Origin of the sequence: Pseudomonas sp. C6002 (assembly GCF_013385805.1) — a bacterium.
In the GTDB taxonomy this organism is placed as follows: Bacteria; Pseudomonadota; Gammaproteobacteria; order Pseudomonadales; family Pseudomonadaceae; genus Aquipseudomonas.
In genome coordinates this window covers 45181-67377 of record NZ_JACAPH010000036.1, presented here as the reverse complement: position 1 = coordinate 67377, position 22197 = coordinate 45181, and the positions used below count along the sequence as shown (strand labels likewise).

Sequence of the window (22197 nt, the reverse complement as noted above, 5' to 3'; positions counted from 1 at the left end):
GAAAATCCGGAATTCGAAAGGATTCCGGATTTTTTTTGCCTGTTTTTCAGGAACGGGCGCAGTCCTTGCTTTGTCTTCTTATTGTTCCAACCCTCAAAGAACAATAAATAAGGACGTTCCCATGCCAAGAAACCTCCTACAGGCGCTGACCTGCTCCTCGGTCCTGGCCCTGCTGACGGCCTGCGCAGGCACTTCAAGTCCCTACCCCCACGCCCAGGAACCGATCGGCGACGTACAGACCATGTACGACGGCAAACTCAGTGAACCCGACGCTGTCAGCACCTTCCGCAACATTGATCGCCTGTTCCCGGTACGCACCATCAAGGCCGGTGGCCACCCGTTTCCACTGCCGCACAGCAGCCAACCGCTGGGGCCAGTGGCCTTCGACTATGAAGGCAAACGCTACAGCCTCGACGACTACGTCGCCCTCAACCGGGTAACAGGCCTGCTGGTGATCAAGAACGGCCAGGTCGTTACTGAACGCTACGAAAAAGGCAACACGCCGGACACCCGGTGGATGTCGATGTCGGTGGCCAAGTCGATCACCTCGACCCTCGTGGGCGCCGCGCTGCAGGACGGCTCGATCAAAAGTCTGGATGACAAAGTCACCCAATACCTGCCCGCACTCGCCGGCAGTGGTTACGACCAGGCCACCGTACGCCAGGTCCTGGCGATGCGCTCCGGGGTCAAATGGAGTGAGAAATACGCCGACCCGATGTCAGACCGGCGCATGATGCTCAAGCTGCAAACCGAACAGGTGCCCGGCTCCGCCCTCAAGTTCATGGCCAGCCTGCCCAGCGCCGCGCCGCCCGGCACCCGCACCAACTACAGTACCGGCGAGACCCAAGTGCTGGGCCAACTGGTCAGCGCCGCCACGGGCAAGCCACTTGCGCAATACCTGAGCGAGAAGATCTGGGCGCCCTACGGCATGCAAACCGACGCCAACTGGTGGCTCGATGGCCCCAATGGCAACGAAGTCGGCGGCAGCGGCATCAGTGCAACGCTGGAAGATTACGGGCGCTTCGGACAGTTCGTACTCAGCGGCGGCAAAGCCGGCGACAAACAGGTCCTGCCCCAGGGCTGGATGAGCTTCGCCAGCGCCACCACCGGCACCGACCCGGCGTACGGCGACTTTGCCTCCATGTGGTGGCCCGCCTGGACCGCCGCCTCGAAGGCGGACAAGGCCTTCACAGCTGCCGGCATTTTCGGGCAGTTTGTCTACATCAATCCCACGCAGAACGTGGTGATCGTCGTATGGCAAGCGCAAACCAAAGCCACCGGCGGTGAAGTGATTGATGACATGGTCGCCTTCGACGCGATCACCAAGGCCGCGAAGTAACCGACAGGGGCGCTCTCGGCGGGCGCCCCTGTATGATGTTTCTCTGATTTCTCGAGACTCTCCCATGACCTGGCTCCCCCACATCACCGTCGCCACCATCGTCGAAGACAACGGCCGCTTCCTGATGGTCGAAGAACTCAAGGGCGGCCGCGCCGTGCTCAACCAGCCCGCCGGCCACCTCGACCCGAACGAAACCCTGACCGAGGCCGCCGTGCGCGAAACCCTCGAAGAGACCGGCTGGGACGTCGAAGCCACCGGGGTTGTAGGGATTTACCTGTACACCGCTCCCAGCAATGGCGTGACCTATCAGCGCGTATGCTTCATCGCCAAGGCCCTGAAACACCACCCGGACTACCCACTGGACGACGGTATTCTGCGCGCCCGCTGGCTGACCCGTGACGAATTGATGGCCCTGCGCGAAGACTGGCGCAGCGAGCTGATCATCCGCTGCATCGACGATTATCTGGCCGGCCAGCGCCACAGCCTCGAATTGATCCGCCCTTCTCTTTAGCCTTGCAGACGCGAGCCTGCTAGAATCGCGTCCTTTTTAAAGACTCCCGTTGAAATCCTATGCGTGATCCAGCCCCTTCTGACACACAAAAGAAGCGCGTCATCGTCGGTATGTCCGGCGGCGTGGATTCTTCCGTTTCCGCCGTTCTGCTCATGGAGCAGGGTTATGAGGTGGAAGGCCTGTTCATGAAGAACTGGGAAGAAGACGATGGAACGGAATATTGCACCGCCATGGACGACTTGGCGGATGCCCAGGCCGTCTGCGACAAAATCGGCATCAAGCTGCACACCGCCAACTTCGCCGCCGAGTACTGGGACAACGTGTTCGAGCACTTCCTGGCCGAATACAAGGCCGGTCGCACGCCGAACCCGGACATCCTGTGTAACCGCGAGATCAAGTTCAAGGCGTTCCTCGACTACGCGATGATCCTTGGCGCCGACCTGATCGCCACTGGCCACTACGTGCGCCGTCGCGACATCGATGGCCGCACCGAGCTGCTCAAGGGCCTGGACGCCAACAAGGACCAGAGCTACTTCCTGCACGCCGTCGGCGGCGAACAGATCGCCAAGACCCTGTTCCCGGTGGGCGAGCTGGAAAAGCCCGAAGTGCGCGCCATTGCCGAGAAACACGGCCTGGCCACCGCCAAGAAGAAGGATTCCACCGGGATCTGCTTTATCGGCGAACGCCGTTTCAGCGACTTCCTCAAGCAGTACCTGCCGGCGCAACCGGGCGAGATCAAGACCACCGAAGGCGAGATCATCGGCCGTCACCACGGCTTGATGTACCACACCATCGGCCAGCGCCAGGGCCTGGGCATCGGCGGCTTGAAAGACGCCGGCGAAGAGCCGTGGTACGTGCTGGTCAAGGACCTGGAGCACAACGAGCTGATCGTGGGCCAGGGCAATGACCACCCATGGCTGTTCTCCCGCGCCCTGCTGGCCTCGGACATCTACTGGGTCAACCCGGTGGACCTCAGCAGCCCGCGCCGCCTCACGGCCAAAGTGCGCTATCGCCAGAGCGACCAGCCCTGCACCCTGGAAAAAACCGCCACCGGCTATCGCGCCACCTTCGACGACCCGCAGCGCGCCGTAACACCGGGCCAATCGGTAGTGTTCTATGACGGAGAGATTTGCCTGGGGGGCGGTGTGATCGAAGTTGCCGAACCCTGGAGCAGCCAGGCATGAGCCCGACCCAGGAGCAACTGACGGCACTGGGCGGCGTGTTTCTCGCCGCGGTGCTGGTGGACAAGATCGCCAAGACCGGCCAGGTCACCGAGGCAGGCCTGACCTGCATGCTCGGCAGCCTGCTGATCCGCGACCCGAAGGACACCCTGGAAGTGTACGGCGGCGACGACCTGGCCCTGCGCGAAGGTTATCGCGCACTGGTCGGCGCCCTCGAGCGCGACCCAAGCACCTTGCAGCGCGAGCCGCTGCGCTACGCCCTGTCGATGCTCGGCCTGGAGCGTCAATTGGCCAAGCGCGACGACCTGCTGGACACCATCGGCAAGCGCCTGCCGCAGATCCAGTCCCAGGTCGAGCATTTTGGCCCGGCCCACGAAAACGTGATCGCAGCCTGTGGCGCCCTGTACCAGGACACCCTGAGCACCTTGCGCCAGCGGATCCAGGTGCACGGCGATATGCGCAACCTGCAACAACCAAACAACGCCTCGAAAATCCGCGCCCTGCTGTTGGCCGGTATTCGTTCGGCGCGGTTATGGCGCCAATTGGGCGGTCATCGCTGGCAGTTGGTGGTCAGCCGACGCAAATTGCTGAAAGAGCTTTACCCGTTGATGCGCAACGAATAAGTCGCAGCAACCGATTTTTTTATAGCCCCACGCGTAATACGCCGGTCAGTTGGCAACGGACCGGCGGATTTTTTCATGTATGATACGCGCCCCATTTCGTTGCCCGACTGTCCGAGAACACCCCATGCAGCTTTCTTCGCTCACTGCGGTTTCCCCTGTTGACGGCCGCTACGCCGGCAAAACCCAGGCCCTGCGCCCTATTTTCAGCGAATACGGCTTGATCCGTGCTCGTGTTCTGGTTGAAGTGCGCTGGCTCCAGCGCCTGGCCGCTCACCCTGGCATCAGCGAAGTGCCGGCGTTCTCCGCCGAAGCCAACGCTGTGCTGAACGCCCTGGCGGAAAACTTCGCTCTGGAGCACGCCGAGCGTGTCAAAGAGATCGAGCGCACCACCAACCACGACGTTAAAGCCATCGAATACCTGCTCAAAGAGCAAGCGGCCAAGCTGCCGGAACTGGCCAAGGTCAGCGAGTTCATCCACTTTGCCTGCACCAGCGAGGACATCAACAACCTGTCCCACGCCCTGATGCTGCGCGAAGGCCGTGATGACGTGATGCTGCCACTGATGCGCCAGACTGCCGACGCCATCCGCGAACTGGCGATCCGTTTCGCCGACGTTCCGATGCTGTCGCGCACCCACGGCCAGCCGGCTTCGCCGACCACCCTGGGTAAAGAACTGGCCAACGTGGTGTACCGCCTGGAGCGCCAGATCGCTCAAGTCGCGGCCGTACCGCTGCTGGGCAAGATCAACGGCGCCGTAGGCAACTACAACGCCCACCTGTCGGCCTATCCTGAGATCGACTGGGAAGAAAACGCCCGCGCCTTCATCGAAGACGAACTGGGCCTGGGTTTCAACCCGTACACCACGCAAATCGAACCCCACGACTACATCGCCGAGCTGTTCGACGCGATTGCGCGCTTCAACACCATCCTGATCGACTTCGATCGCGATATCTGGGGCTACATCTCCCTGGGCTACTTCAAGCAGCGCACCATTGCCGGCGAAATCGGTTCGTCGACCATGCCGCACAAGGTCAACCCGATCGACTTCGAAAACTCCGAAGGCAACCTCGGGATCGCCAACGCCCTGTTCCAGCACCTGGCCAGCAAGTTGCCAATCTCCCGCTGGCAGCGCGACCTGACCGACTCCACCGTACTGCGCAACCTCGGCGTGGGCTTCGCCCACAGCGTGATCGCGTACGAAGCCAGCCTCAAAGGCATCAGCAAACTGGAGCTCAACGAGCAGAAGATCGCCGCCGACCTGGACGCTTGCTGGGAAGTCCTGGCCGAGCCGATCCAGACCGTGATGCGCCGCTACAACATCGAAAACCCGTACGAGAAGCTCAAAGAGCTGACCCGCGGCAAGGGCATCACCTCCGAAGCGCTGCAAACTTTCATTGACGGCCTGGACATGCCAGCCGCCGCCAAGGCCGAGCTGAAACTGCTCACCCCGGCCAACTACATCGGCAACGCTGTGGCTCAAGCCAAACGCATCTGATAGAAGCTTGACCCCTTGAGACGCCCGGCAGCGCCGGGCGTTTTTATTCCCGTCTGAAAAGTGCTTTTTTTCAATAGGTTACACATGAATCCTGACATTCCTCTTCAACTTCTGGGCGGCATCACGGCACGGGAATTCCTGCGCGACTACTGGCAGAAAAAACCCCTGCTGATCCGCCAGGCCATCCCTGACTTCGAAAGCCCGATCGACGCCGACGAACTGGCCGGCCTGGCGCTGGAAGAAGAAGTCGAGTCGCGCCTGATCATCGAACACGGCGAACGCCCGTGGGAGTTGCGCCGCGGCCCGTTCGCCGAAGATGCCTTCAGCACCCTGCCCGAGCGCGAGTGGACCCTGCTGGTGCAGGCGGTCGACCAGTTCGTGCCGGAAGTGGCCGAACTGCTGGAAAACTTCCGCTTCCTGCCAAGCTGGCGCATTGACGATGTGATGATCAGCTACGCCGCCCCGGGTGGCAGCGTGGGCCCGCACTTCGACAACTACGACGTGTTCCTGCTGCAAGGTTCCGGCAAGCGCAACTGGAAGATCGGCCAGATGTGCAACTCCGAAAGCCCGCTGCTGCAACACGCGGACCTGCGCATCCTCGCTGAATTCGAAGAGACCGCCGAATGGGTGCTGGAACCGGGCGACATGCTCTACCTGCCGCCCCGCCTGGCCCACTGCGGCGTGGCCGTGGATGATTGCATGACCTACTCCGTAGGCTTCCGCGCCCCGAGCGCCGCTGAAGTGCTGACCCACTTCACCGACTTCCTCAGCCAGTACCTGACTGACGAAGAGCGCTACACCGACGCCGATGCCCAGCCGGTCAGCGACCCGCACCAGATCCAGGGCGACGCCCTCGACCGCCTGAAAAGCCTGTTGGCCGAGCACATGAGCGACGAGCGCATGCTGCTGACCTGGTTCGGCCAGTTCATGACCGAGCCGCGCTACCCGGAACTGGTCGCCGGCCCGGAAGTGGAAGAAGAAGACCTGCTGGGCAGCCTGGAAAACGGCGCCGTGCTGATCCGCAACCCGAGCGCCCGCCTGGCCTGGTCCGAAGTCGACGACGACCTGCTGCTGTTCGCCAGCGGCCAGAGCCGCCTGTTGCCGGGCAAGCTGCGGGAACTGCTGAAGCTGGTGTGCGCCGCCGACGCCCTGCACATCGACAACCTCGGCCCATGGCTGGCGGATGAAGATGGCTGCGCCCTGCTGTGGGAACTGGTCAAGCAAGGAAGCCTGGGGTTTGCCGATGAATAAGATTCACGTAAGTGTCGCGGACTGGCAAAAGGATATCGCCGAGATACGGCGCATTCGTGAAGCGGTATTTATCGCTGAACAATCGGTTCCACCGGAGCTGGAATGGGATGCAGACGACGCGAGTGCCGTGCATTTCCTGGCGTTCGAAGGCGACTTTCCCATCGGTACTGCACGCCTGCTGCCTACCGGCGAGATCGGCCGCGTGTCGGTTCTCAAAGACTGGCGCGGCCTGAAGGTCGGCGACAAGCTGATGGAAGCGGTGATCGGCGTGGCCGAGAAACGCGGCCAGACCCGGCAGATCCTCAGTGCACAGGTCCATGCGGCGCCATTTTATGAGCGCCTGGGCTTCAAGATTGTCAGCGATGAGTTCCTGGAAGTCGGGATTCCTCACGTTGATATGGTGCGCGAGGGCTGATCCGAGACCGCGCCGCGCCCTTCGCAGGCAAGCCAGCCCCCACATTCGATCCAGTACATCCTTTGGAATGAGGTCAAATGTGGGAGCGGGCTTGCTCGCGAAGGCGCCATCAGCAACACCTCAAAAGGCCCTGCCATCCTCCGATGCCAGGGCCTTTTGCCGTCCAGGATTCAACTTGCACCCCGCCAGGCCGACAAACTGGCAATATCTAGCCTAAATGACTCGCAGAGATAACGGACATGTCCCTACGCACCCTGCTCACCCTGTTGCTCCTGGCCACCAGTTTCTCGGTGATGGCCGCCACCGAAGTCGTGCCCCTGAGCAACCGCACCAGCGCCGACCTGCTGCCGGTGGCGCAGAACTTTATCGGCAAGGACGGCACCGTCAGCGCCTACGGCAACCAACTGATCGTGAATGCCGAGCCCGACAAGATCCAGGGCCTGCGCGCCCTGCTCGCGCAACTGGACACGCCTTCCAAGCGCCTGCTGATCACCGTCGACACCAACGAAAACAACCAGCAGAGCAACGGCAATAACCAAACCCAGGTCATCACCTACAGCACCGAGAGCCGTGACGGCGGGATCCAGCAGATCCAGGCCAGCGAAGGCGTGCCCGCGCTGATCCAGATCGGCCAGAGCGTGCCCCTCACCACCACCCAGCCCGATGCCTACGGCCGCCCGCAGAACCAGACCCAGTATCGCAACGTAACCCAGGGCTTCTACGTGACGGCCAGCGTCACCGGCGAGACCGTTCACCTGAGCATCAGTACCAATCGTGACCGCATGAGCCAGGAACGTCCCGATGTAGTGAACGTGCAAAGTACCGACACAACTGTCAGCGGACGCCTGGGCGAGTGGATCACCCTGGCCGGGATCAACCGTCAGACCCAGGCCGACAAAAGTACTACAACCCGCAGCTACTCTACTCAAGGGCGCGATGACCTGACATTGCGGGTCAAAGTCGACACGCTGAACTGAAGCACCAAAAACTGACTGGCGAGTCGTATTAGACTAAAGATGTAGTGCCTTAAAAAAAGCACTACAAAACATTTGACGATCCAAAAAAGCATGGGCATGATGGCCTCGCTCCCGCTAATCAGGGGCCCTGGCAAGGGCCTTCGGATCGTCGCTCAAAGCCACCCACCTGAGCCGATTCGTGTCTGTACCGCCCACAAGGTGTGTTTGACGAGGTTGCGACTGGAACGAAGTTGTCCCGAGGGACGGAAGCTAACCAGGTAACCCGGCAACACACTGATGGATCGTACAAAGGCCCACGACGCCCGAAGACTGTTCGCAGTTCGCCCTTACCTGCTCAACTCCCCCTTGAGCCTATCGTTCATCCCGTCGCCTTCCCCGCCAAGCCTGACTTGACCGCCTAAGCTTCTGGTCAGCGAGCAGCCATAACCACGCACTGATTACGTGGCTGGCAAATGGAATTTTCCACCTAGACCTATGCGACGAGGTTTTTCCCCATGGCACTGACACGCGAACAGCAAATTGCAGCCCTTGAAAAAGACTGGGCTGAAAACCCACGCTGGAAAGGCGTGACCCGCGCTTATTCCGCTGCTGACGTCGTCCGCCTGCGTGGCTCGGTTCAACCTGAGCACACCTTTGCAAAACTCGGCGCCGAGAAGCTGTGGAAGCTGGTCACCCAGGGTGCCAAGCCGTCCTTCCGTCCCGAAAAAGATTTCGTCAACTGCATGGGCGCCCTGACTGGCGGCCAAGCGGTTCAACAGGTCAAAGCCGGTATCCAGGCGATCTACCTGTCTGGCTGGCAAGTGGCAGCGGACAACAACTCCGCTGAATCCATGTACCCCGACCAATCGCTGTACCCGGTGGACTCCGTGCCAACCGTGGTCAAGCGCATCAACAACTCGTTCCGCCGTGCCGACCAGATCCAGTGGAAAGCCGGTAAAGGCCCGGGCGATGAAGGCTACATCGACTACTTCGCACCGATCGTTGCAGACGCTGAAGCCGGTTTCGGTGGCGTACTGAACGCCTACGAGCTGATGAAGAGCATGATCGAGGCAGGCGCTGCCGGCGTTCACTTCGAAGACCAGCTGGCTTCGGTGAAGAAATGCGGCCACATGGGCGGCAAGGTACTGGTTCCAACCCAGGAAGCTGTTCAAAAGCTGACGGCTGCTCGTCTGGCTGCTGACGTTGCTGGCACTCCGACCATCATCCTGGCCCGTACCGATGCCAACGCGGCTGATTTGCTGACCTCGGATTGCGACCCGTACGACCAGCCGTTCGTGACTGGCGAACGTACCCAGGAAGGTTTCTATAAAGTGCGCGCCGGTCTCGACCAGGCGATCGCTCGTGGCCTGGCCTACGCGCCGTACGCCGACCTGATCTGGTGCGAAACTGCCAAGCCGGACCTGGACGAAGCTCGCCGCTTTGCCGAAGCCATCAAGAAGGAATACCCGGATCAACTGCTGTCCTACAACTGCTCGCCTTCCTTCAACTGGAAGAAGAACCTGGACGACGCGACCATCGCCAAGTTCCAGCGTGAACTGTCTGCCATGGGCTACAAGCACCAATTCATCACCCTGGCCGGCATTCACAACATGTGGCACAGCATGTTCAACCTGGCACACGACTACGCTCGCAACGACATGACTGCCTACGTGAAGCTGCAGGAACAAGAGTTCGCTGATGCTGCCAAGGGTTACACCTTTGTGGCGCACCAGCAGGAAGTGGGCACCGGTTACTTCGACGACATGACCACCGTGATCCAGGGCGGCACCTCGTCCGTGACTGCGCTGACCGGTTCGACCGAAGAAGAGCAGTTCCACTAAGTACTGAGTACACGGCCACTGCGGCCCCACGGAAGACCTAACCGCAGTGCCGCACGATCTGACGCCCCGACTGGTTCGGGGCGTTTTTTTTGCACTGATGAAACCCTGCCTGACACAACACAGATCAAAATGTGGGAGCGGGCTTGCTCGCGAATGCGGTGTATCAGTCAACAGATTCATTGGCTGACCCACTGCATTCGCGAGCAAGCCCGCTCCCACAAGGGGAATGTGTGCATTCTGAAAATTTGTGCAAAACATTGATCTAGAGCGGTATCTGCATCAACCAGATCGGTTAAAAGATCTCCGTCAGCAACTAAGCGACAATCTAGCAAGTAACGGCAACTTCCCCCGCCACACGAGAAACATTCGCTTAAACCCCACGCAAACAATATTCATTATCATTTAGAGCATGAAAACTTCTTTACCGGTTAAACAAAACACAATTCGTGAAAAGCCCGCTAATGCCCGCAGCACAAGGGCTACAGCCCCAAGAAGGTGCACTATGTGCTTATTCCATCGAATAATTTCGCTATAGGAATTTTACTTGCCCGGTGTTTAGCCATAAAATCACCGCGATTGATTGCGCTGCGACATATCGTCACTGCATCGTTACTTTTTCGAGCTCAGAGACCTTTGCTCTCTGTTAAGGATTTCCAGCATGACCGAAGCGACAGGACTCATGGCCCACAACTGGGGCTTTGCCATTTTCCTCCTCGGTGTAGTCGGCCTTTGCGCCTTCATGCTCGGCGTCTCCAGCCTCCTCGGGTCAAAAGCCTGGGGCCGCAGCAAAAACGAACCGTTCGAGTCCGGCATGCTACCTACAGGTGGCGCCCGCTTGCGGCTCTCAGCCAAATTCTATCTGGTCGCGATGCTCTTCGTGATCTTCGACATCGAAGCCCTTTTTCTCTTTGCCTGGTCTGTGTCCGTCCGCGAAAGCGGCTGGACCGGATTCGTCGAAGCCCTCGTTTTCATAGCAATTCTGTTGGCAGGCCTTGTCTACCTATTTCGAGTGGGCGCCCTTGACTGGGCTCCGGAAGCTCGTCGCAAGCGGCAAGCGAAGCTGAAACAATGAGGCTTTGGCGATGCAATACAATCTCACCAGGATCGACCCGGATGCTCCTAACGAGCAGTACCCAATCGGCGAACGGGAAACCGTTTCCGACCCGTTAGAAGACCAAGTCCACAAAAACATCTACATGGGCAAGCTGGAAGACGTGCTGAGTGGCGCGGTCAACTGGGGACGTAAGAACTCCCTGTGGCCGTACAACTTCGGTCTGTCCTGCTGCTACGTGGAAATGACCACCGCCTTCACGGCGCCCCACGACATCGCGCGCTTTGGCGCCGAAGTTATCCGGGCATCGCCGCGTCAGGCGGATTTCATGGTTATCGCCGGTACCTGCTTTATCAAGATGGCGCCGATCATTCAGCGTCTCTACGAGCAAATGCTTGAGCCAAAGTGGGTTATCTCCATGGGTTCGTGCGCCAACTCCGGTGGCATGTACGACATCTACTCCGTGGTTCAGGGGGTGGACAAGTTCCTGCCCGTGGACGTCTACGTGCCTGGCTGCCCGCCCCGCCCTGAAGCATTTCTGCAAGGCTTGATGCTGTTGCAGGAATCGATTGGCAAGGAGCGTCGCCCACTTTCCTGGGTTGTCGGAGATCAAGGCGTATACCGCGCCGAGATGCCGTCACAAAAGGAACAGCGCCGCGAACAGCGTATTCAGGTAACCAACCTGCGCAGCCCCGACGAAGTCTGATCCAGAACCGCTTCTTTTATAGAACGAAAACCTGGCTTCATTCTTTACGTTGACCGAAAGCGATAAAAAACCATGACTACAGGCAGTGCTCTGTACATCCCGCCTTATAAGGCAGACGACCAGGATGTGGTCGTCGAACTCAACAACCGTTTTGGCCCTGACGCCTTCACCGCCCAGGCCACACGCACCGGCATGCCGGTGCTGTGGGTGGCACGTGCCAGGCTCGTCGAAGTCCTGAGCTTCCTGCGCAACCTGCCCAAGCCGTACGTCATGCTCTATGACCTGCATGGCGTGGACGAGCGCCTGCGCACCAAGCGCCAGGGGCTGCCGAGCGGCGCCGACTTCACCGTGTTCTACCACTTGATGTCGCTTGAACGTAACAGCGACGTGATGATCAAGGTGGCCCTCTCCGAGAGCGACCTGAGCGTTCCGACCGTGACCGGTATCTGGCCCAACGCCAACTGGTACGAGCGTGAAGTGTGGGACATGTTCGGCATCGATTTCCCGGGCCACCCGCACCTGTCGCGCATCATGATGCCGCCGACCTGGGAAGGTCACCCGCTGCGCAAGGACTTCCCTGCCCGCGCCACCGAATTCGATCCGTTCAGCCTGACCCTCGCCAAGCAACAGCTTGAAGAAGAGGCTGCGCGCTTCCGTCCGGAAGACTGGGGCATGAAGCGCTCCGGCACCAACGAGGACTACATGTTCCTCAACCTGGGCCCGAACCACCCTTCTGCTCACGGTGCCTTCCGCATCATCCTGCAACTGGACGGCGAAGAAATCGTCGACTGCGTACCGGACATCGGCTACCACCACCGTGGTGCCGAGAAGATGGCCGAGCGTCAGTCGTGGCACAGCTTCATCCCGTACACCGACCGTATCGACTACCTCGGCGGCGTGATGAACAACCTGCCGTACGTGCTCTCGGTCGAGAAGCTGGCCGGCATCAAGGTGCCGGACAAGGTCGACACCATCCGCATCATGATGGCCGAGTTCTTCCGGATCACCAGCCACCTGCTGTTCCTGGGTACCTATATCCAGGACGTCGGCGCCATGACCCCGGTGTTCTTCACCTTCACCGACCGTCAGCGTGCGTACAAGGTCATCGAAGCCATCACCGGTTTCCGCCTGCACCCGGCCTGGTACCGCATCGGCGGCGTCGCCCACGACCTGCCACGTGGCTGGGAACGCCTGGTCAAGGAATTCATCGACTGGATGCCCAAGCGTCTGGACGAATACCAGAAAGCCGCCCTGGACAACAGCATCCTCAAGGGCCGGACCATCGGCGTCGCCCAGTACAACACCAAAGAGGCCCTGGAATGGGGCGTCACCGGTGCTGGCCTGCGTTCCACCGGTTGCGATTTCGACCTGCGTAAAGCACGCCCGTACTCCGGCTACCAGAACTTCGAATTCGAAGTGCCGCTGGCGGCCAACGGCGATGCCTACGACCGCTGCATCGTGCGCGTCGAAGAAATGCGCCAGAGCCTGAAGATCATCGAACAGTGCATGCGCAACATGCCGGAAGGCCCGTACAAGGCGGATCACCCGCTGACCACGCCGCCGCCGAAAGAGCGCACGCTGCAACACATCGAAACCCTGATCACGCACTTCCTGCAGGTTTCGTGGGGCCCGGTAATGCCGGCCAACGAGTCCTTCCAGATGATCGAAGCGACCAAGGGTATCAACAGTTATTACCTGACGAGCGATGGCGGCACCATGAGCTACCGCACCCGGATTCGTACGCCAAGCTTCCCGCACCTGCAGCAGATCCCTTCGGTGATCAAAGGTGAAATGGTCGCGGACTTGATTGCGTACCTGGGTAGTATCGATTTCGTTATGGCCGACGTGGACCGCTAAGCATGAATAGCACGCTTATCCAGACAGACCGTTTCACCTTGAGTGAAACCGAGCGCTCGGCCATCGAGCACGAGCTGCATCACTACGAAGACCCGCGCGCGGCGTCGATCGAAGCCTTGAAGATCGTCCAGAAGGAACGTGGCTGGGTGCCGGACGGCGCCCTCTACGCCATCGGCGAGATCCTCGGCATCCCCGCCAGCGACGTTGAAGGCGTGGCGACGTTCTACAGCCAGATCTTCCGCCAGCCGGTCGGCCGCCACATCATTCGCGTGTGCGACAGCATGGTCTGCTACATCGGTGGCCACGAGTCCGTGGTCAGCGAGATCCAGAGCAAGCTGGGCATCGGCCTGGGCCAAACCACTCCGGACGGGCGCTTCACGCTGCTGCCGGTGTGCTGCCTGGGCAACTGTGACAAGGCGCCGGCGTTGATGATCGACGACGACACATTCGGCGACGTGCAGCCTGCTGGCGTCACCCAATTGCTCGAGGGCTACCCATGACCCTGACTTCCTTCGGTCCTGCCAACCGCATCAAGCGGTCGGCCGAGACTCACCCGCTGACCTGGCGCCTGCGTGACGACGGCGAGCCTGTATGGCTTGACGAGTACCAGGCCAAGAACGGTTACGCGGCCGCGCGCAAAGCCTTTGCCGACATGGCCCAGGACGACATCGTCCAGACCGTGAAAGACGCAGGCCTTAAGGGCCGCGGCGGTGCAGGCTTCCCCACGGGTGTCAAGTGGGGCCTGATGCCAAAAGACGAATCCATCAACATCCGCTACCTGCTGTGCAACGCGGATGAAATGGAGCCGAACACCTGGAAAGACCGCATGCTGATGGAGCAACTGCCCCATCTGCTGATCGAAGGCATGCTGATCAGTGCCCGCGCGTTGAAAACCTACCGTGGCTACATCTTCCTGCGTGGCGAATACACCACCGCCGCCAAGCACCTGAACCGTGCCGTGGAAGAAGCCAAGGCCGCTGGCCTCTTGGGCAAGAACATCCTTGGTTCGGGTTTCGACTTCGAACTGTTCGTGCACACCGGCGCCGGGCGTTATATCTGCGGTGAAGAAACCGCACTGATCAACTCCCTCGAAGGCCGCCGCGCCAACCCGCGTTCCAAGCCGCCCTTCCCTGCCGCCGTGGGCGTGTGGGGCAAGCCGACCTGCGTGAACAACGTTGAAACCCTGTGCAACGTGCCGGCAATCATCGGCGACGGCGTGGAGTGGTACAAATCGTTGGCCCGCGAAGGCAGCGAAGACATGGGCACCAAGCTCATGGGCTTCTCCGGCAAGGTCAAGAACCCGGGCCTGTGGGAGCTGCCTTTCGGCGTGACCGCACGGGAGCTGTTCGAGGACTACGCCGGCGGCATGCGCGATGGCTACACCCTCAAGGCCTGGCAGCCAGGCGGCGCCGGTACCGGCTTCCTGTTGCCAGAACACCTGGACGCGCAAATGTACGCCGGCGGCATCGGCAAGGTGGGCACCCGTATGGGTACCGGCCTGGCCATGGCCGTGGACAACACCGTGAACATGGTGTCGTTGCTGCGCAACATGGAGCAATTCTTCTCCCGCGAATCCTGTGGCTTCTGCACCCCGTGCCGCGACGGTTTGCCATGGAGCGTCAAGCTGCTGATGGCCCTGGAAAACGGCGAAGGCCGCGAGGGCGACATCGAGACCCTGCTGGGTCTGGTCGGTTTCCTCGGCCCAGGCAAGACCTTCTGTGCTCACGCACCGGGCGCCGTGGAGCCATTGGGCAGCGCGATCAAATACTTCCGCTCGGAGTTCGAAGCCGGCATCGCGCCTACCAGCGCCGCCGTCCCGCCTCTGGCAAGGCCGATCGTAGTCGGCGCGTAACGCTTAAAAAGGCGAAGGGTCCGTGCCCTTCGCTTTCTCATGTGCTGACGCCTTCAAGGCTGTGTTGATGCACATGAATAACAAGATTCCATTAGCCACGCCCGCTGACACCGGGCCAACGAAGAACTTTGAACCATGGCCACTATCCACGTAGACGGCAAAGAGCTCGAAGTCGATGGGGCAGACAACCTGTTACAGGCGTGTCTGTCGCTAGGCCTCGACATTCCATATTTCTGCTGGCACCCCGCCCTTGGCAGCGTTGGCGCTTGCCGCCAGTGCGCGGTCAAGCAGTACACCGACGAGAACGACACCCGTGGTCGTATCGTGATGTCCTGCATGACCCCTGCCACCGACGGCAGCTGGATCTCCATCGAAGACGAAGAAGCGAAAGTGTTTCGCGCCAGCGTCGTCGAATGGCTGATGACCAACCACCCGCACGACTGCCCTGTGTGTGAGGAAGGCGGCCACTGCCACCTGCAAGACATGACCGTGATGACCGGCCACAACGAGCGCCGGTATCGCTTCACCAAGCGTACTCACCAGAACCAGCAACTGGGCCCGTTCATTTCCCACGAGATGAACCGCTGCATCGCTTGCTACCGCTGCGTGCGCTTCTATAAGGACTACGCCGGCGGTACCGACCTCGGTGTGTTTGGCGCCCACGACAACGTGTACTTCGGTCGCGTTGAAGACGGCACCCTCGAAAGTGAATTCTCCGGCAACCTCACCGAGGTCTGCCCGACCGGTGTGTTCACCGACAAGACTCACTCCGAGCGCTATAACCGCAAGTGGGACATGCAGTTCTCGCCGAGCATCTGCCATGGCTGCTCCAGCGGTTGCAACATCTCCCCGGGCGAACGCTACGGCGAACTGCGTCGGATCGAAAACCGCTTCAACGGTTCGGTCAACCAGTACTTCCTGTGCGACCGTGGCCGTTTCGGCTACGGCTACGTCAACCGCGAAGACCGCCCGCGTCAGCCACTGCTGGCCGACGGCGCCAAGCTGAGCCTCGACGAAGCACTGGATAAAGCCGCTGACCTGCTGCGCGGTCGCAACATCGTCGGTATCGGTTCGCCCCGCGCCAGCCTCGAAAGCAACTACGCGTTGCGCGAACTGGTGGGTGCCGAGCACTTCTACTCGGGTATCGAAGCCGGTGAACTGGAGCGCATCCGCCTCGTGCTGCAAGTTTTGAACGACAGCCCGCTGCCGGTTCCGAACATGCGCGACATCGAAGACCATGACGCGATCTTCGTCCTCGGTGAAGACCTGACCCAGACCGCTGCCCGTGTCGCCCTGTCCCTGCGCCAGTCGGTAAAAGGCAAGGCCGAAGACATGGCCGACGCCATGCGCGTCCAGCCATGGCTCGACGCTGCGGTGAAAAATATCGGCCAGCACGCGCTGAACCCGCTGTTTATCGCCAGCCTGACCGCCACCAAGCTCGACGACATCGCAGAAGAATGCGTACACGCCGCGCCTGACGACCTGGCCCGCATCGGTTTCGCCGTGGCCCACGCCCTCGACGCCAGCGCGCCTGCCGTAGAAGGCCTGGACGCTGAAGCCGCTGAACTGGCCAAGCGCATCGCCGACGCCCTGCTGGCCGCCAAGCGTCCATTGATCATCGCCGGCACCTCGCTGGGTTCCAAGGCGCTGATCGAAGCCGCGGCCAACATCGCCAAAGCCTTGAAGCTGCGCGAGAAGAACGGTTCCATCAGCCTGATCGTGCCAGAGGCCAACAGCCTCGGCCTGGCCATGCTCGGTGGCGAGTCCCTGGACGCCGCCCTGCAAGCCGTGACCGACGGCAGCGCCGATGCGATCGTGGTACTGGAAAACGACCTGTACACCCGCACTGATTCGGCCAAGGTCGACGCAGCGCTGAACGCGGCCAAAGTGGTGATCGTTGCCGACCACCAGAAAACCGCCACCAGCGACCGTGCCCACCTGGTACTGCCCGCCGCCAGCTTTGCTGAAGGCGACGGTACCCTGGTCAGCCAGGAAGGCCGCGCCCAGCGCTTCTTCCAGGTGTTCGATCCGAAGTACATGGACGCCAGCATCCTGGTTCACGAAGGCTGGCGCTGGCTGCATGCCCTGCGCGCTACCCTGCTGAACCAGCCGATCGACTGGACCCAGCTCGACCACGTGACCGCTGCCGCCGCTGCCGCTGCACCGCAACTGGCACGCATCGTCGACGCTGCACCGTCCGCCGCGTTCCGCATCAAGGGCATGAAACTCGCCCGTGAACCGTTGCGTTACTCCGGTCGTACCGCCATGCGGGCTGACATCAGCGTGCATGAGCCACGTACACCGCAAGACAACGACACCGCGTTTGCCTTCTCCATGGAAGGTTACTCGGGTTCGGTCGAGCCACGTCAGCAGGTGCCATTTGCCTGGTCGCCGGGCTGGAACTCGCCGCAAGCCTGGAACAAGTTCCAGGACGAAGTCGGTGGCCACATCCGTGCCGGCGACCCGGGCACCCGCCTGATCGAAAGCACCGGTGACTCGCTGAACTGGTTCGCCAGCGTTCCGCGTCCGTTCAACCCGGCCCAGGGTACCTGGCAGGTTGTGCCGTTCTTCCACCTGTTCGGCAGCGAAGAGACTTCTTCCAAAGCCGCGCCGGTACAAGAGCGCATTCCAGCCGCCTACGTGTCCGTAGCCAAGTCCGAAGCCGACCGCCTGGGCGTCAACGACGGTGCCCTGCTCAGCGTGAACGTCGCCGGCAAGACCCTGCGTCTGCCGCTGCGCATCGACGAAGAGTTGGGTGCTGGCCTGGTTGCATTGCCAAAAGGCCTCGCGGGGATTCCTCCGGCGATCTTCGGCCTTACCGTTGACGGTCTGCAGGAGGCAGCTCAATGACCTGGTTCACCCCTGAAGTGATCGACGTGATCATCGCGGTGGTCAAGGCCATCGTGATCCTGTTGGCCGTGGTCGTGGCGGGCGCCCTGCTCAGCTTCGTCGAGCGTCGCCTGCTGGGCTGGTGGCAGGACCGTTACGGTCCGAACCGCGTTGGCCCGTTTGGTATGTTCCAGATCGCCGCCGACATGCTGAAAATGTTCTTCAAGGAAGACTGGACCCCGCCGTTTGCCGACAAGGTGATCTTCACCCTCGCACCGGTCGTGGCCATGAGCGCCTTGCTGATTGCCTTCGCAATCATCCCGATCACCCCGACCTGGGGCGTGGCGGACCTGAACATCGGCTTGCTGTTCTTCTTCGCCATGGCCGGCTTGTCGGTCTACGCGGTGCTGTTCGCCGGTTGGTCGAGCAACAACAAGTTCGCCCTGCTGGGCAGCTTGCGGGCCTCGGCCCAGACCGTGTCCTACGAAGTGTTCATGGGCCTCGCGCTGATGGGCATCGTGGTACAGGTGGGCTCGTTCAACATGCGCGACATCGTCGAGTACCAGGCGCAGAACCTGTGGTTCATCATTCCGCAGTTCTTCGGCTTCTGTACCTTCTTCATCGCTGGCGTCGCCGTGACTCACCGTCACCCGTTCGACCAGCCGGAAGCGGAACAGGAACTGGCCGACGGTTACCACATTGAATACGCCGGCATGAAATGGGGCATGTTCTTCGTTGGTGAATACATCGGCATCATCTTGATCTCGGCCCTGCTGGTCACGCTGTTCTTCGGCGGCTGGCACGGTCCGTTCGGCATCCTGCCGCAGCTGGCGTTCTTCTGGTTCTTCCTGAAGACCGCGTTCTTCATCATGCTGTTCATCCTGCTGCGCGCTTCCATCCCGCGTCCACGGTATGACCAGGTGATGGATTTCAGCTGGCGATTCTGCCTGCCGCTGACCCTGATCAATTTGCTGGTGACTGCTGCCGTTGTGTTGTTGAACACGCCAGCGGGCGCGGTTCAGTGAGGATTTGACCCATGTTCAAATATATTGGCGACATCGTTAAGGGTACCGGTACCCAGTTGCGAAGCCTGGTGATGGTGTTCGGTCACGGCTTTCGCAAACGCGACACCCTGCAATACCCGGAAGAAGCGGTGTACCTGCCGCCGCGTTATCGCGGCCGCATTGTCCTGACCCGCGACCCCGACGGCGAAGAGCGCTGCGTGGCCTGCAACCTGTGCGCCGTGGCGTGCCCGGTGGGTTGCATCTCGCTGCAGAAAGCTGAAACCGAAGACGGTCGCTGGTACCCGGACTTCTTCCGCATCAACTTCTCGCGCTGCATTTTCTGCGGCCTCTGCGAGGAAGCTTGCCCGACCACCGCGATCCAGCTGACACCGGATTTCGAGATGGCCGAGTTCAAACGTCAGGACCTGGTGTACGAGAAAGAAGATCTGCTGATCTCTGGTCCCGGTAAAAACCCTGATTACAACTTCTATCGTGTTGCAGGTATGGCCGTTGCCGGTAAGCCGAAAGGCGCCGCACAAAACGAAGCCGAGCCGATCAACGTGAAGAGCTTGCTGCCTTAAGGAAGAAAGATGGAATTCGCTTTCTATTTCGCATCGGGTATTGCAGTGGTGTCCACGCTTCGCGTGATCACCAACACTAACCCCGTGCACGCCCTGCTCTACCTGATCATTTCGCTGATCGCCGTGGCCATGACCTTCTTCAGCCTCGGCGCACCGTTCGCCGGTGTGCTGGAAGTGATCGCCTACGCCGGCGCCATCATGGTGCTGTTCGTGTTTGTGGTGATGATGCTCAACCTGGGGCCGGCGTCTGTCGCCCAGGAGCGCGTCTGGCTCAAGCCCGGCATCTGGCTCGGCCCGGTGATCCTCGCAGCCCTGCTGCTGGGTGAACTGCTGTATGTGCTGTTCGCTCACCAGAGCGGCCAGGCCATCGGCCACACCACCGTAGACGCGAAAGCCGTGGGCATCAGCCTGTTCGGCCCGTACCTGCTGGTGGTCGAACTGGCTTCGATGCTGCTGCTCGCTGCAGCCATCACCGCCTTCCACTTGGGCCGCAACGAAGCCAAGGAGCAATGACGATGCCTGCTATCCCTTTGGAGCATGGTCTGGCGGTCGCCGGCATCCTGTTCTGCCTTGGCCTGGTCGGCCTGATGGTTCGCCGCAACATTCTGTTCGTGTTGATGAGCCTGGAAATCATGATGAACGCCGCGGCACTCGCGTTCATCGTGGCCGGTAGCCGTTGGGGCCAGCCGGATGGACAAGTGATGTTCATCCTGGTGATCAGCCTGGCAGCCGCCGAGGCCAGTATTGGCCTGGCGATCCTGCTGCAACTGTATCGTCGCTTCCACACGCTTGATATCGACGCTGCCAGTGAGATGCGCGGATGAACATGATCTTTCTGACTTTCGTATTTCCCCTGATCGGTTTCCTGCTGCTGTCGTTCTCCCGTGGACGCTGGTCGGAAAACCTCTCGGCCCTGGTCGGCGTGGGTTCCATTGGCCTGTCGGCAATTGTCGCCGCCTACGTCATCTGGCAATTCAACGTCGCACCGCCTGAAGGCGGTCACTACACCCTGGTGTTGTGGCAGTGGATGTCGGTGGAGGGCTTCAAGCCCAACTTCGCCCTCTACGTCGACGGCCTGTCGATCACCATGCTCGGCGTGGTCGTCGGTGTAGGCTTCCTGATCCACCTGTTCGCGTCCTGGTACATGCGCGGTGAAGCCGGTTACTCGCGCTTCTTCGCCTACACCAACCTGTTTATCGCCAGCATGCTGTTCCTGGTGCTGGGCGATAACCTGTTGTTCCTGTACTTCGGCTGGGAAGGCGTGGGCCTGTGCTCGTACCTGTTGATCGGTTTCTACTACAGCAACCGCAACAACGGTAACGCCGCACTCAAAGCCTTTATCGTGACCCGGATCGGTGACGTGTTCATGGCCATCGGCCTGTTCATCCTGTTCCAACAGGTGGGCACGCTGAACATCCAGGAACTGCTGGTGCTGGCACCGCAGAAATTCCAGGTCGGCGACTTCTGGATCACCCTGGCGACCCTGATGCTGCTGGGTGGCGCTGTCGGTAAATCCGCGCAACTGCCGCTGCAAACCTGGCTGGCGGATGCGATGGCCGGTCCTACCCCGGTTTCGGCACTGATCCACGCCGCGACCATGGTAACCGCCGGTGTCTACCTGATTGCCCGTACCCACGGCCTGTTCACCCTGGCACCGGAGATTCTGCACCTCGTGGGCCTGGTGGGTGGCGTGACCCTGGTACTGGCAGGTTTTGCTGCCCTGGTTCAGACCGACATCAAGCGTATCCTCGCCTACTCGACCATGAGCCAGATCGGCTACATGTTCCTGGCCCTGGGCGTTGGCGCCTGGGACGGCGCGATCTTCCACCTGATGACCCACGCCTTCTTCAAGGCCCTGCTGTTCCTTGCTTCCGGTGCGGTGATCGTTGCCTGCCACCACGAGCAGAACATCTTCAAGATGGGCGGCCTGTGGAAGAAACTGCCGTTGGCCTACGCCAGCTTCATCGTCGGCGGCGCGGCCTTGTCGGCCCTGCCACTGGTGACCGCAGGTTTCTACTCGAAAGACGAAATCCTCTGGGAAGCCTTTGCCAGCGGTAACCACGGCCTGCTGTACGCCGGCCTGGTAGGTGCGTTCATGACCTCGCTATACACCTTCCGCCTGATCTTTATCACGTTCCACGGTGAAGCCAAGACTGAAGCCCACGCAGGCCATGGCATTTCCCACTGGCTGCCACTGTCGGTGCTGATCATCCTGTCGACCTTCGTCGGCGCCATGATCACCCCGCCACTGGCCGGTGTTTTGCCGGAAAGCGCCGGCCATGCCGGTGGTGCAGCCAAGCACAGCCTGGAAATCGCCTCGGGCGCCATCGCCATCGCGGGTATCCTGCTGGCGGCCCTGCTGTTCCTCGGCAAGCGCCGCTTCGTCACCGCCATCGCCAACAGTGGCATTGGCCGCTTCCTTTCGGCCTGGTGGTTCGCTGCCTGGGGCTTCGACTGGATCTACGACAAACTGTTCGTCAAGCCGTACCTTGCGATCAGCCACGTACTGCGCAAAGACCCGCTCGACCAGACCATCGGTTTGATCCCGCGTGCCGCCAAGGCCGGTCACACCGCCCTGAGCCGCAGCGAGACCGGCCAATTGCGCTGGTATGCAGCTTCAATGGCGGCCGGTGCCGTCCTGGTAATCGGCGCCATCATCGTGGTCGCGGTCTGACTATGCACATTGCGAACTTTGCGAACTTGCG

Annotated in this window: 20 protein-coding genes; all 20 read left to right on the top strand. The window is 60.8% G+C overall.

What is annotated here, in order from left to right; translation table 11 throughout:
• The first annotated feature begins 121 nt into the window (after positions 1 to 121).
• The 20 genes from HX817_RS26870 to nuoL all read left to right on the top strand — a co-directional run bounded on the left by HX817_RS26870 (position 122) and on the right by nuoL (position 22166).
• Positions 122 to 1339, top strand: a complete 1218-nt coding sequence (locus tag HX817_RS26870; protein WP_177041783.1) for a serine hydrolase — start codon at positions 122 to 124, stop codon at positions 1337 to 1339.
• 64 nt (positions 1340 to 1403) lie between these two features.
• Complete coding sequence (locus HX817_RS26865) at positions 1404 to 1850, top strand: NUDIX hydrolase (protein ID WP_177041781.1); 447 nt, start codon at positions 1404 to 1406, stop codon at positions 1848 to 1850.
• A gap of 59 nt (positions 1851 to 1909) precedes the next feature.
• The gene (gene mnmA / locus HX817_RS26860; RefSeq protein WP_003219588.1) at positions 1910 to 3034 is read left to right on the top strand and encodes a tRNA 2-thiouridine(34) synthase MnmA; all 1125 of its coding nucleotides are present in this window, start codon (positions 1910 to 1912) and stop codon (positions 3032 to 3034) included.
• A complete protein-coding gene (gene hflD, locus HX817_RS26855) occupies positions 3031 to 3654 on the top strand; it encodes a high frequency lysogenization protein HflD (protein WP_003219586.1) in 624 nt (207 codons plus the stop codon). Before mnmA ends, hflD begins: the two co-directional genes overlap by 4 nt.
• Before the next feature lie 124 nt (positions 3655 to 3778).
• Entirely contained in the window at positions 3779 to 5149 is a 1371-nt protein-coding gene (gene purB, locus HX817_RS26850) for an adenylosuccinate lyase (RefSeq protein WP_003219584.1), read from the top strand.
• An 84-nt stretch (positions 5150 to 5233) separates the two neighbouring features.
• On the top strand, positions 5234 to 6400 hold the full coding sequence (locus HX817_RS26845) for a cupin domain-containing protein (RefSeq protein ID WP_003219582.1): 1167 nt from the start codon (positions 5234 to 5236) through the stop codon (positions 6398 to 6400).
• Positions 6393 to 6815, top strand: a complete 423-nt coding sequence (locus tag HX817_RS26840; RefSeq protein ID WP_003219580.1) for a GNAT family N-acetyltransferase — start codon at positions 6393 to 6395, stop codon at positions 6813 to 6815. Before HX817_RS26845 ends, HX817_RS26840 begins: the two co-directional genes overlap by 8 nt.
• A gap of 239 nt (positions 6816 to 7054) precedes the next feature.
• The gene (locus tag HX817_RS26835) at positions 7055 to 7792 is read left to right on the top strand and encodes a secretin N-terminal domain-containing protein (protein ID WP_177023236.1); all 738 of its coding nucleotides are present in this window, start codon (positions 7055 to 7057) and stop codon (positions 7790 to 7792) included.
• Between the two features lie 494 nt (positions 7793 to 8286).
• Positions 8287 to 9612, top strand: coding sequence for an isocitrate lyase (aceA, locus tag HX817_RS26830; RefSeq protein WP_003219577.1), 1326 nt, complete (start codon positions 8287 to 8289; stop codon positions 9610 to 9612).
• Between the two features lie 658 nt (positions 9613 to 10270).
• Entirely contained in the window at positions 10271 to 10684 is a 414-nt protein-coding gene (locus tag HX817_RS26825) for an NADH-quinone oxidoreductase subunit A (RefSeq protein WP_003219575.1), read from the top strand.
• Positions 10685 to 10694: 10 nt separating this feature from the next.
• Positions 10695 to 11369, top strand: a complete 675-nt coding sequence (locus tag HX817_RS26820) for an NADH-quinone oxidoreductase subunit B family protein (RefSeq protein ID WP_003219572.1) — start codon at positions 10695 to 10697, stop codon at positions 11367 to 11369.
• Positions 11370 to 11441: 72 nt separating this feature from the next.
• Positions 11442 to 13226: an NADH-quinone oxidoreductase subunit C/D gene (gene nuoC / locus HX817_RS26815; protein ID WP_003219570.1), complete on the top strand. Its 1785-nt coding sequence runs from the start codon at positions 11442 to 11444 to the stop codon at positions 13224 to 13226.
• A gap of 2 nt (positions 13227 to 13228) precedes the next feature.
• On the top strand, positions 13229 to 13726 hold the full coding sequence (gene nuoE / locus HX817_RS26810) for an NADH-quinone oxidoreductase subunit NuoE (protein WP_003219568.1): 498 nt from the start codon (positions 13229 to 13231) through the stop codon (positions 13724 to 13726).
• Positions 13723 to 15078, top strand: coding sequence for an NADH-quinone oxidoreductase subunit NuoF (nuoF, locus tag HX817_RS26805; RefSeq protein ID WP_003219566.1), 1356 nt, complete (start codon positions 13723 to 13725; stop codon positions 15076 to 15078). The genes nuoE and nuoF overlap by 4 nt, the downstream gene beginning before the upstream one ends.
• A 135-nt stretch (positions 15079 to 15213) precedes the next feature.
• Positions 15214 to 17928, top strand: coding sequence for an NADH-quinone oxidoreductase subunit NuoG (gene nuoG, locus HX817_RS26800; protein WP_102369437.1), 2715 nt, complete (start codon positions 15214 to 15216; stop codon positions 17926 to 17928).
• A complete protein-coding gene (gene nuoH, locus HX817_RS26795; protein ID WP_003219563.1) occupies positions 17925 to 18932 on the top strand; it encodes an NADH-quinone oxidoreductase subunit NuoH in 1008 nt (335 codons plus the stop codon). The genes nuoG and nuoH overlap by 4 nt, the downstream gene beginning before the upstream one ends.
• Positions 18933 to 18943: 11 nt before the next feature.
• A complete protein-coding gene (nuoI, locus tag HX817_RS26790) occupies positions 18944 to 19492 on the top strand; it encodes an NADH-quinone oxidoreductase subunit NuoI (protein WP_003174725.1) in 549 nt (182 codons plus the stop codon).
• 9 nt (positions 19493 to 19501) lie between these two features.
• Positions 19502 to 20005: an NADH-quinone oxidoreductase subunit J gene (gene nuoJ, locus HX817_RS26785; protein ID WP_003219561.1), complete on the top strand. Its 504-nt coding sequence runs from the start codon at positions 19502 to 19504 to the stop codon at positions 20003 to 20005.
• A gap of 2 nt (positions 20006 to 20007) precedes the next feature.
• Entirely contained in the window at positions 20008 to 20316 is a 309-nt protein-coding gene (gene nuoK, locus HX817_RS26780) for an NADH-quinone oxidoreductase subunit NuoK (protein WP_003219560.1), read from the top strand.
• Positions 20313 to 22166, top strand: coding sequence for an NADH-quinone oxidoreductase subunit L (gene nuoL / locus HX817_RS26775; protein WP_003219559.1), 1854 nt, complete (start codon positions 20313 to 20315; stop codon positions 22164 to 22166). The genes nuoK and nuoL overlap by 4 nt, the downstream gene beginning before the upstream one ends.
• Positions 22167 to 22197 lie beyond the last annotated feature (31 nt).